We start from the raw sequence: 10855 nt of genomic DNA, 5'->3' as shown, positions 1-10855 counted from the left end.
GCGGTCATCAGGGCGCGGGCCGGCTCGGGCGTGCGTCGCGAGAAGGTCATCATCAGCGAACCGCCCTCCTGCTCCAGCGGGATCTGGATGGAGTGGGCGATCTGGGCCGCGCGCTGGCTGGAAAGGTCGAAGGCCTTGGACTTGCCGCCGACCAGCACCGCCACGCGCGGATGCGGCAGCTTGTCGATCAGGCGCTTGAAGGCCTTGGCCTCGGCGGCCAGGCGCTCGGGCGTCACCCGGTGCGGCGAGCCGGTGATCGGCAGGACGTTGTCGCCGGTCAGGCGGTCGTGCTTGGGCGGGATCACCAGGTCGAACATGCTGGCCGGAACGCGCGGATCCTGCACCTGCACGACATAGGTCTTGCCGCCCGACCAGCGCTTGGCGCGGATCGACAGGGGCAAGGTGGCGCGGCCGGCGGCCAGCCAGACGTCGGGCCAGGCCTCGGCGTCCTTCGGTCCGGGGATGTCGCTTTCGGGGGTCAGCCAACGGCGCGGGAACAGGTTCAGCCACCAGGGCAGCCGGCCGGTGCGACCCTTCCAGCCCACACGCTTGACCGTGACCTCGCAGGGAACCAAGCGCGACAGGGCGTCGGCCAGGCCCACGACCTGGGCCTCGATGCCGGCGCGGCCGTCGGACACGGCCCAGACCTTCAGCGGCAGGTTGGGCGGAGATTTCGGCGTTTCGGCCAAGTCGTCACCCCGGTCAGCGAAAACGAAACAAGGCCGCCCTGGCGAGCTCGCCGAGAACGACCTTGTCTAGTTCGATCAGACTTGTGGCTTAGCTAAGGCGGGACGCCTTACAGCCACTCGACCTTGGTGATCTCGTAGGCCTTCACGCCGCCGGGCGTGTTGACCTCGACCACCTCGCCGACTTCCTTGCCGATCATCGCGCGCGACAGCGGCGAGGACAGCGAGATGCGGCCCGACTTCACGTCGGCCTCGTGGTCGCCGACGATCTGGTAGCGAGCCTCTTCCTCGGTGTCCTCGTCGATCACCGAGACGGTGGCGCCGAACTTGACCTGCTTGCCCGAAAGCTTCGACACGTCGATGACCTGGGCGCGCGCGATCTTGTCCTCGATCTCGGCGATCTGGCCTTCGATCCAGCCCTGCCGCTCCTTGGCGGCATGGTACTCGGCGTTTTCCGACAGATCGCCGTGCGAGCGCGCCTCGGCGATCGCGGCGATCACCGCCGGTCGTTCGATGGTCTTCAAACGCTTCAGTTCTTCGTCGAGGGTCTGATAACCCCCGACGGTCATCGGCACTTTTTCCATTGCGGATTTTAGCTCGGACGCCTTGGGAGGAAAGACTTCCGGTCACGGGCGCTCGTGACCGGGGGCTGGGAGGATAGGCGCCCGGTTCTGGATAAGCAAGAGGGGCCGGAGACCAAGGCAAAGCTTCGCTCTTACCTAAAAACCCGACCTCCCCCGGCGAATGCCGGGGCCCAGCTTCATCCAAGGAGCCTGAGGTTGATGCGCCCTAACGCGGCGCATAGGCGTTAGTTCCACTGAGTTCGATCTGGGCCCCGGCATTCGCCGGGGAGGTCGGAGACGATAGAGCCCGTTAGCTGCAAAGCGCCTAGGCCCGCAGCCGCTCGATGGTCGGCGGGCCGTGAGGCAGGTCGAACTGGTCGATGAGGTCCGCCAGCAGGGCCGCGTCGGCGTTCAGGGTCTGGGTCGCCTCCGAGGTTTCCTCGACCATGCCCGCGTTCTCCTGCAGCACCTGGTCCATCTGGGCGACGGCGCTGTTGACCTGGGCCAGCCCCTGCGCCTGGGCTTGGGCGGAACCGGCGATTTCCGAGACCAGGGCGTCGATCTCCGAAATCTGGGACACCATGCGCTGCAGCGCCTCGCCCGTGCGGGCCACCAGGCCCACGCCGGTTTCGACCTGACCGGTCGAGGTCGAGATCAGCTGCTTGATCTCCCGCGCCGCCTCGGCCGAGCGCTGGGCCAGCGCCCGCACTTCCTGAGCCACGACCGCGAAGCCCTTGCCGCTCTCGCCGGCGCGAGCGGCCTCGACCCCGGCGTTCAGGGCCAGCAGGTTGGTCTGGAAGGCGATCTCGTCGATCACGCCGATGATGTTGGTGATTTCCTGCGACGAGCGCTCGATGGCGGTCATGGCCGCGACCGTCTGCTCGACCACCTCGCTTGAGCGCTCGGCGTCGTTGCGCGTGCGGGCCACCACGTCCGCGGCGCGCTTGGCGCCCGAGGCCGTCTGGCCGACCGTGGCGGTGATATCGTCCATGGTCGAGGCGGTTTCCTGCAGGCTGGCGGCCTGACGTTCGGTGCGGCGCGCCAGGGACTGGACGGCGTCGGCGATCTGGTCGGAGCCCGCGCGAACCCCGTCGACCCGACCTTCGATCACCGTCAGGGTGTCGGCCAGCCGGTCGGCGGCGGTGTTGTAGTCCGAGCGCAGGGCCTCGTAGGCCTCGGCGAATTTCGTATGCAGCCGCGCGGTCAGGTCGCCCCGCGCCAGGTGCGACAGGGCTTGACCCAGGGCGGCGATGGCCGCGTCGCGTTGCGCTTCGGCCTGCTTGTGCGCCTCGGCGTGGCTAAGGCGGCTCTCCTCTTCGGAGCGGCGGGCGCCCTCGGCGGCGTCCTGGGCGGCGCGCGCCTCGTCGAGGGCCTCCTTGGCCTTGGCCCGCTCGCCGCCGGCCACGGCGAACATGTGGTTCACGCTGGCGCTGACGGCGATCAGGGCGCTGGCTTCGACGATCAGGATCACCGCGTGGACGATCACCCGGCCCAGACTGGCCGAGCCAGGGAACACCGCCTGCGGCAAGAGATAGGTGAGGCCCAGGTGGTGCACGGCGACGGTCGCGGCGGCGGCGGCGATCACCACCCAGTCGCAATAGACGACCAGCAGGGCCAGGGCGGCGAAATAGGCCATGTGCATGTCGGTCTGCCAGGCGTGACCGCTCAGGGCCGCGACCAGCAGCGAGACCTGCGCCATCAGGGCCACGCCCACCAGCGCGCGACCGGCCGAGCCCTTGCCCTTGCGCCAGGCCAGGGTCGCGCCGCCGGCGGTCACGATCGCCGCCACGGCCACCGCCGCCACGGGCCCATGCACCAACAGGCGCGCGCCCAGCACCACCGGAACCATCGCCCAGGCCAACACCGCGATCAGCTTGCCGCCGACCTCGCGTTGCGCCTCCAGATTGGAGAAGACCAGCTTGAAGGGAGCTTTCATGGATTAGCTTCCGAAGAGATCGGGCGAGCGCACACCCCGGCCAGGGCCGGATCGAGCAGGAGAAGGGCGCCGGCCTCGCGGGCTCGCGCGGCGAGCCGGGCGGGATCGCCGCGCAGGATGACGATGAACGGCGCGCCGCCGGCGCCGGCGATGTCGCCGGCCTCGCCCGCCGCGCCGAAGACCCGCGCCGTCGACCACCAGGGCGGGAACACCGCCGCTAGACGACCCGGCGTGCGGGGCTGAGCCTCCACCGCCACGGCCGCGAAAAGGCTCAGCAGCACCCCGGCGACGCCCAGGGCGATCGAGCCGGCGGCCGAGAACCGGCGCCTCTGCTCAACGGGCTCTGTCGTCGGGACCGAAATCAAGGCGGACACGCTCCTTAGCGCTGCGGACGGATAGGTCCGGACACGCAGGTCACGATTGCCAGGGCGTTGGTTCGCCAAGCCTTAACTTTAACGCCATGGCGACGCTTGGTCGCAGGCGCCCCGCCTCATTATGCGTAGGCGTAGGGCCCGCCGCGCTCTAGGGCCCGCTGATAGGCGGGGCGCGCGTGGATCTTTTCGAGGAACGCCTTCACGTGCGGACGGCTGGCCGCGCCGGCCCGCTCGGCCCCCGCCTCCAGCGGAAAGCTCATGGCGATGTCGGCGGCGGTGAAGGCGGGACCGGCGAACCAGGGCGACCTCGAAAGCTCCGCCTCCCAGTAGTCGATATGGGTCTTCAGCTGCGGATCGACGAAGCCGGCCTGGGCCTTGGCGGCGATCGCGCGGACGATGGGCTTCATCAGCCCCGGCGCGCGGTTGGGCAGGGCCGAGAACACCAGCTTCAGCAGCAGCGGCGTCATGGCCGAGCCCTCGGCGTAATGCAGCCAGTAGGTATAGCGCAGGCGCTCGGGCGTTCCCGGCGCGGGAATGAGCTTTCCGCCTCCATAGACCCCGACGAGATACTCGATGATCGCGCCCGTCTCGGCGATGACCGTGTCGCCATCGGTGATCACCGGCGACTTGCCCAACGGGTGGACCGCCTTCAATTCCGGCGGGGCCAGCATGGTCTTCGCGTCGCGCTCGTAGCGCTTGACCTCGTAGGGAACGCCCAGCTCCTCGAGCAGCCACAGCACCCGCTGGCTACGAGAATTGTTCAGGTGATGGACGACGATCATGCAGCGCTTCTCCCCTATCTATGCCTAAGAAATGACCAGCCGTTCAACGTTCGGCAAGGTTTACCAAGTCTTGTGTCGCCCCAGTAGAGTTGGGGGAACTGGGATGACCGGAGCGTTCAAGCGGCTTTCGCTTGCCGGGAAGCTTATGGCGGCGGGCGGGGCGGCCTTGGGCGCCTTGCTGATCGCAGCCTCGCTCCTGATCAGCGTCAGCAGCGGTCAGGCCGTTCGCGGCCTCGCCGAACGCTACGCCGCCAGCATGACGGCCGAGACGGCCATGGGCGTCAAGAACGACCTGGACGACGCCGACGCCGTGGTGCGCGCCGCCGCCGGCATGTTCTCGGCCTCCTACGCCTCGGGCCAGCGCGACCGCGCCGCCTACATGGCCCAGCTGAAACCGATCTCGGCGGCGTCCAAGGCGATGCTGGGCGGGTGGTTGATGTTCGAGCCGGGCGCCCTGGGCGACGACGCCGCCTTCGCGGGGCGCACCGAGCTGGGCTCGACCCCGTCCGGCCGCTTCATCGGCTACTGGGTCCGCGACGGCCAGACCCTGACCGCCGAACAGGGCGAGGACGAGGAGTTCACCCAAGAGTTCTTCACCCGCAGCTTCCAGAGCGGTCGCCCGGCGATCCTGGAGCCCTATTCCGACAACGTGGCCGACGGCGGCCAGCAGAAGATGGTGCTGATGACCTCGATCACCTATCCGGTGATCGCCAATGGCAAGACGGTGGGCGTGATGGGCGCCGACCTGGCGCTGGACGACATCGCCGCGCGCCTCAACGCCATGAAGCCGTTCGACGACGGCCGCGCCATGCTGGTCTCGCCCGGCGGCCTGTGGGTCTCGCACCCCGACGCGGCCCTGCGCATGAAGGCCTACGCCGACCCCGGCCTCGACGTGGTCAAGCAGGCCATGGCCGACGGCAAGCCGGCCCTGATCGACGGCGTCAAGCTGAACGGCCGCAAGGCCCAGCGCCTGGTCGCGCCGGTGCGCCTGGCCTCGGGCCAGACCTGGGCCGTGGTCGCCGACGTCAGCGAGGCCGCCCTGCTCGCCCCCGCCCGCCGCCTGTCTTTCGGCCTCGCCATCGGGGGCCTCGTCCTGCTGCTGGCTTCGCTGGCCGTGCTGGCCGTGGCCTCGCGCCGCCTGATCGCCCGCCCGCTGCTGACCCTGCGCGAGACGGTCAAGGGCCTGGCCGAGCACCGCTACGACCTGCCGGTGGCCGAGACCGCCCGCGCCGACGAGATCGGCGCCATCGCCCGGGCGCTGGAGACCCTGCGCAGCGAGCTGGCCCGCGCCCAGGCGCTGCGCGACGAGCAGGACGCCCTGCGTCGCGCCGCCGACGCCGACCGCGACCGCGCCGCCGCCCTCTCCCTCTCGATCGACGAGCAGACCGGCGTGGTCCGCGAGGTCGGCGAAGCCCTGGCCGCCGTGGCCGAGGGCGACCTGTCGCGCCGCATCGCCGGCCCGTTCGCCGAGGTCTACGAGCCGCTGCGCCAGGACTTCAACAAGGCCGTCGCCAGCCTGGAGCTGGCGATCGGCGAAATCGCCGAGGCCGCCGACGCGATCGGCGCGGCCAGCGACACCCTCTCCAACGCCTCGGGGGAACTGGCCCGGCGGACCGAACGCCAGGCGCAGGGCCTTGAGCGCGCGGCTGGCTCGCTGAACGCGGTGACCGGCGCCATGGGCGAGGTCGCCGGCGGCGCCGACGAGACCCGCCGCCTGGTCGCCTCGGCCCGCGCCGAGGCCGACGATGGCGGCGCCGTGGTCACCGAGGCCGCCCAGACCATGGGCGAGATCGACGCCTCCTCGCGCCGCATCGGCGACATCGTCGGCCTGATCGACGAGATCGCCTTCCAAACCAATCTCCTGGCCCTGAACGCCGGGGTCGAAGCGGCCCGCGCGGGCGAGGCCGGCCGCGGCTTCGCGGTCGTGGCGCAAGAGGTGCGGGCCCTGGCCCAGCGCTCGGCGGACTCGGCCAGGCAGATCAAGAGCCTGATCACCCAGTCGGGCGCCAGCGTCGAGGCGGGCGTGGCCCTGGTCGAGAAGACCGGCGCGGCCCTGCACGGCGTGGCGGGCCAGATGGCCGGCATCGACGCGGCCGCCACCCGCATCGCCGCCTCCGTTCGCGAGCAGGCCCAGGACCTGTCGACCGTCAACGCCGAGGTCGCCGAGATCGAGCGCTTCACCCAGCAGAACCTAGCCATGGTCGACAGCGCCCGCGCCGCCGACCAGGCCCTGGCCAGTCAGGGCGCGCGCCTGATGGATCTTGTGGGACGGTTCCGCCTGGGTCGCTCGAGCTTGCGGCGGGCCGCCTAGGGCCTCCCTCTTCCTCCGATCTCCCCGGCGCCACGGGTCGCGCTTTGCGCGCCCGAGCGTAAACTCCTGCCGGGGCCCAGATCGAACCCACGTGAGGCTTTCTGGATAGTGCGAAGCCAAGGCGCGTCAACCCCAAACGCCCCGGATGAATCTGGGCCCCGGCATTCGCCGGGGAAGTCGGATTTAGTAGGGCAAACCCGGTGGCGTTTCTTCCTCCAACCGGCCATCATCCGCCCATGATCGTCGCCATCCTTCAGGCCCGCATGAGCTCCACCCGGCTGCCGGGCAAGGTGCTGATGCCGCTCGTGCGCCAGCCGATGATCGTGCGGCAGATCGAGCGCGTGGCCCGGTCGCGCAAGATCGACAAGCTGGTCGTCGCCACCTCCGAGAACCGCGAGGACGACGCCATCGAGAAGGCCGTGCTGCGCGAGGGGATCCCGGTGTTCCGCGGCTCGCTGTACGACGTGCAGGAGCGGTTCCTGGGCGCGCTGGACGCCCATCCGGCCGAGCACCTGGTGCGCCTGACCGCCGACTGCCCCCTGGCCGATCCGGACCTGATCGACGCCACGATCGAGCTGTGCCTGTCCAGCGGCGCCGACTACGCCAACAATGTCGCCGAGGGCCGGGCCTGGCCCAAGGGGACCGACGTCGAGGTGATGCGGGCCTCGGCCTTGCGCGAGGCAGCCAAGGTCGCCAGCCCCGAGGCGCGCGAACATGTCACCTGGGACCTGCGCACCCAGCCCGAGCGCTGGCGACAGGTGTTCCTGGCCTGCCATCCCGACCAGGGCGCGGTGCGCTGGACCGTCGACCGTCCCGACGACTACGCCTTCGTCGCCACGGTCTATGACGCCCTCTATCCGAAGAACCGCGCCTTCACTTCGGACGACGTGCGGGCCTTCGTCCGCGACCGGCCGGACCTGCAAGAGTACGGGGGCGACCGGCGGGTATGAGCCGGATCCTGTTCGTCTGCGCGGCGGGCCCGAGCATTGGCGGCGGCCATGTGATGCGGTCCCTGACCCTGGCCCGGGCGCTGGAGCAGGCCGGCGCGACCTGCGCGTTCCTTGCGAGCCCCGAGGTCGGCGCGGTGCTCGACGCCTTCGCGCCGGACATGACGCGGGCGCAGAGCGACCAAGGCTTCGACGCGGTCGTCTTCGACCACTACGGCCTCCGCGCCGACGACCATCGCGCCCTCGCCAAGGGCCGCCCGGCGCTGGCGATTGACGATCTGGCCGACCGCCCGCTGGCCGTCGATCTGGTGCTGGACTCCGGCCCCGCGCGGAAGGCGGAGGACTATGCCGGACTTGTCCCGTCAGCCGCCCGCCTGCTGCTGGGCCCGGCCTACGCGCCGGTGCGCCCGGCCTTCGCGGCCCTCCGCGAGAAGGCCCTGGCGCGACGCGCCGAACGGCCGCCCGTTCGACGCATCCTGGTCTCGCTGGGCCTGACGGACGTTGGTGGGATCACCAAGCGCGTGGTCGGGCTGCTGGGGCCTCTGATCGGAGAGGTGACGCTGGACGTCGTGGTCGGCCGCGGCGCGCCCAGCCTGCCCGCGCTGCGCGTCCTGGCCGAAGAGGATCCGCGCCTTATGCTCCACGTCGACGCCCAGGACATGCCGCGCCTGACGGCGGAGGCGGACCTGGCGGTCGGGGCCGGCGGCTCGACCACCTGGGAGCGCTGCGTGCTGGCCCTGCCGACCCTGGCGCTGATCCTGGCCGACAACCAGGCCCCTGCCGCTCGCGCCCTTGAGACGGCCGGCGTCGCGCCCTGCCTGGACGTCGCCGCGCCGGATTTCGAGACCGCCTTCGCGCGGGAGATCTCCGACCTGCTGGACAACGCCGATCGCCGCGCGGCGCTGTCGGCCGCCAGCGCCAAGGTCTGCGACGGCTTGGGGGCCCAGCGCGTCGCGGTCGCGTTCCTGGAGATCGTCCGGGCGGCCTAAAAGTCGCTCCAGACATCGACAGAGGTCAGGGTGCGCAAGATGTTGCGGCGGCGGGCCAGGCCGTCGCCGACGCGCGCGCGGGTATGGACGCGCATGTGGCCCGGAAGATCGTCGGCGATGAAGAACCCCAGGTCGGCGATCTCGTCGTCCGGCTCCCGCTGGCCATGTTCGACGACGCGCGCCTCGAAATGCAGCACGACATCGGATCGGAACACCGAGACATAGGTTCCGATGAAGGCGGTCACCTCGGCCACGCATCCTGTTTCCTCCAGGATCTCGCGCAGCACGCCTTCAATCGGAGTCTCGCCGACCTCCAGGCCGCCGCCGGGCTGGGTCCAGGCCTGCTCGCCATAGGCTTGCCGCACCAGCAGCACGCGGCCGGCGTCGTCGAACACCGTGGCGAAGACCCCGACGGTGTAGGCCATGGTCAGCCGACCATCGACCAGTCCAGCGGCTCGCCGCGGGCGATATCGCGGGTCGCCGGGCGGCCCAGCACCCTGTCCATCTCGCCGGGCGGCAGGCCGGAGCCCGGACGCACCGAGCGGATGTTGGCGCGGCTCAAGACCTCGCCCGCCTTGACGTCAGCGGTGACATAGAGCGAGCGGCGGAACTGCAGGTTGGCGCGCTCGGCGCCCAGCACGTCGTAGTGGGCGACGCCCAGGGCGGCCCAGGCGTTCTTGGTGTCGTCGACCAGGGCCTTGAACTCGGCCGGCTCCAGGCTGAAGGCCGCGTCCGGTCCGCCGTCGGCGCGGGCCAGGGTGAAATGCTTCTCGACGCAGCAGGCGCCCAGGGTCACCGCCGCCACCGAGGCGGCCGTGCCCGGCGTGTGGTCCGACAGGCCGATCGGGCAGCCGAAGCGGGCGGCCATATCTGGGACAGTACGAACGTTCGCGTCAGCGAACGTGGCCGGATAGCTGGACACGCAGTGCAGCAGCAGCACCCCCGCCGCCCCGGCGGCCAGGGCCGTGTCGCGCGCGGTCTTCATCTCTTCCAGGTTGGCCATGCCGGTCGAGATAATCAGCGGCTTGCCCTTGGAGGCGGCATATTTGATCAGCGGCAGGTCGACGGCCTCGAACGAGGCGATCTTGAAGGCCGGCGCGCCCAGGTCGTCCAAGAGGTCGACGGCGGTCTCGTCGAACGGGCTGGAGAAGATCGTCACGCCGCGCTTCTTGGCGCGCTCGAAGATGGCCGCGTGCCACTCGAACGGCGTCTGGGCTTCCTGGTAGAGCTCATAGAGGGTGCGGCCGTCCCACAGGCCGCCGTGGATCTTGAACTCGGGGCGGTCGACGTCGAGGGTGATGGTGTCGGCGGTATAGGTCTGGATCTTGATCGCGTCGCAGCCGGTGTCGGCCGCCGCGTCGACCATCTCCAGGCACCGGTCCAGGCTGCCGTTGTGATTGCCCGACAGCTCGCAGATCACATAGGGCGAATAGTCGGCGCCGATGCGGCGACCATCTATTTCGATGAAGGGGGCGGACATGACGGATCACCCGGAAACGTGGTTGCCGCCAGCTTAACTCGACAAAGGTGGACGAGGCGTCAACCGACGCCGCGGCTCTACCGTTGGTCGCTCGACGATGCGCCAGCCCCGCCTTCGCCCGACTTGGTCGCCTTTTCCTGGGCCGCCTTCGCCTGGTCCGCCTTCGCCTGCGTCGCCGCGCCCAGACTGACGCCTAGCCCACCGCCAATGGCGACGCCGAGACCGATGCCCAGGGCCAGATTGTTCAACGCCAGTCCAAGTCCGGCGCCGATCGCAACGCCCGCGCCCAAACCCAAGCCAAGCACCGCCTTCATGGACTCGCTCCGAACAGTTGAAGCGCGGATTAGAAGTCTTCGGCGGCGATAGGTCCAGCGGGCTATTCGGGATGCGGTTCGTAGTCGCGTAGAGGCGGCCGACGGCTGCGCCGTTCCTCGTATTCGCGCTTGCCGACGAGAGCCGAAACCCCGGCCAGGGCGGCGAAGATGGCGATCAGCGCCAAGCCCAGCTTGACGTCGCCGATCCAGAAATTGGCCACCCCCACGAACAGGATGACCAGACCCACGCCCAGCATGACTCCGAGCTTCATGAGTTTTCCTCCGGTGGCTTTTGTCGCCACTAAAGGGGAAGTCCACACCAAAAACAGGGTTATGTCTACGCACCTTGACCGTGACATGACACCGCGAGCCCGCGGAAATCTGGCGCCCGGGCGGAATCGCGCCTAGATATCCGCCATGTCCACGACCGCTCCTCGCCAAACCCGCTGCCTGATCATCGGATCGGGTCCCGC

12 protein-coding genes are annotated in these 10855 nt (G+C 70.0%); 3 read left to right on the top strand and 9 right to left on the bottom strand.

Annotation, left to right across the window (positions count from 1 at the left end; genetic code table 11):
- The 5 genes from Q0379_RS18235 to Q0379_RS18215 all read right to left on the bottom strand — a co-directional run.
- Positions 1–689 (bottom strand): ELM1/GtrOC1 family putative glycosyltransferase (locus Q0379_RS18235; protein WP_299014864.1); only part of this gene is annotated, 689 nt, incomplete at its 3' end.
- A 107-nt stretch (positions 690–796) separates the two neighbouring features.
- Positions 797–1270 (bottom strand): transcription elongation factor GreA, encoded by a 474-nt coding sequence (gene greA, locus Q0379_RS18230; RefSeq protein ID WP_066680888.1) that lies wholly within the window; start codon positions 1268–1270, stop codon positions 797–799.
- Between the two features lie 304 nt (positions 1271–1574).
- Entirely contained in the window at positions 1575–3185 is a 1611-nt protein-coding gene (locus Q0379_RS18225; RefSeq protein ID WP_299014861.1) for a methyl-accepting chemotaxis protein, read from the bottom strand.
- Entirely contained in the window at positions 3182–3559 is a 378-nt protein-coding gene (locus Q0379_RS18220) for a hypothetical protein (RefSeq protein ID WP_299014858.1), read from the bottom strand. Before Q0379_RS18220 ends, Q0379_RS18225 begins: the two co-directional genes overlap by 4 nt.
- A gap of 119 nt (positions 3560–3678) precedes the next feature.
- Complete coding sequence (locus tag Q0379_RS18215) at positions 3679–4341, bottom strand: glutathione S-transferase (protein WP_299014853.1); 663 nt, start codon at positions 4339–4341, stop codon at positions 3679–3681.
- A 103-nt stretch (positions 4342–4444) separates the two neighbouring features.
- Here Q0379_RS18215 and Q0379_RS18210 point away from each other — a divergent pair, with 103 nt between their 5' ends.
- The 3 genes from Q0379_RS18210 to pseG all read left to right on the top strand — a co-directional run bounded on the left by Q0379_RS18210 (position 4445) and on the right by pseG (position 8588).
- A complete protein-coding gene (locus Q0379_RS18210; RefSeq protein WP_299014850.1) occupies positions 4445–6652 on the top strand; it encodes a methyl-accepting chemotaxis protein in 2208 nt (735 codons plus the stop codon).
- A gap of 236 nt (positions 6653–6888) precedes the next feature.
- On the top strand, positions 6889–7602 hold the full coding sequence (locus tag Q0379_RS18205) for an NTP transferase domain-containing protein (protein WP_299014847.1): 714 nt from the start codon (positions 6889–6891) through the stop codon (positions 7600–7602).
- Entirely contained in the window at positions 7599–8588 is a 990-nt protein-coding gene (gene pseG, locus Q0379_RS18200; RefSeq protein WP_299014844.1) for a UDP-2,4-diacetamido-2,4,6-trideoxy-beta-L-altropyranose hydrolase, read from the top strand. The genes Q0379_RS18205 and pseG overlap by 4 nt, the downstream gene beginning before the upstream one ends.
- Here the strand turns inward: pseG and Q0379_RS18195 are convergent.
- From Q0379_RS18195 to Q0379_RS18180, 4 genes are all read right to left on the bottom strand, one after another.
- Positions 8585–9013: an NUDIX domain-containing protein gene (locus Q0379_RS18195; protein ID WP_299014841.1), complete on the bottom strand. Its 429-nt coding sequence runs from the start codon at positions 9011–9013 to the stop codon at positions 8585–8587. The two genes, pseG and Q0379_RS18195, sit on opposite strands and share 4 nt — an antisense overlap.
- Positions 9014–9015: 2 nt before the next feature.
- Positions 9016–10068 (bottom strand): pseudaminic acid synthase, encoded by a 1053-nt coding sequence (gene pseI, locus Q0379_RS18190; RefSeq protein ID WP_299014839.1) that lies wholly within the window; start codon positions 10066–10068, stop codon positions 9016–9018.
- A gap of 77 nt (positions 10069–10145) precedes the next feature.
- Entirely contained in the window at positions 10146–10382 is a 237-nt protein-coding gene (locus Q0379_RS18185) for a hypothetical protein (protein ID WP_299014836.1), read from the bottom strand.
- Between the two features lie 62 nt (positions 10383–10444).
- Positions 10445–10654, bottom strand: a complete 210-nt coding sequence (locus Q0379_RS18180; protein WP_299014833.1) for a hypothetical protein — start codon at positions 10652–10654, stop codon at positions 10445–10447.
- Positions 10655–10855 lie beyond the last annotated feature (201 nt).

Origin of the sequence: uncultured Caulobacter sp. (assembly GCF_937900395.1) — a bacterium.
Taxonomy (GTDB): domain Bacteria; phylum Pseudomonadota; class Alphaproteobacteria; order Caulobacterales; family Caulobacteraceae; genus Caulobacter.
This window is presented reverse-complemented; position numbering and strand designations above follow the sequence as displayed.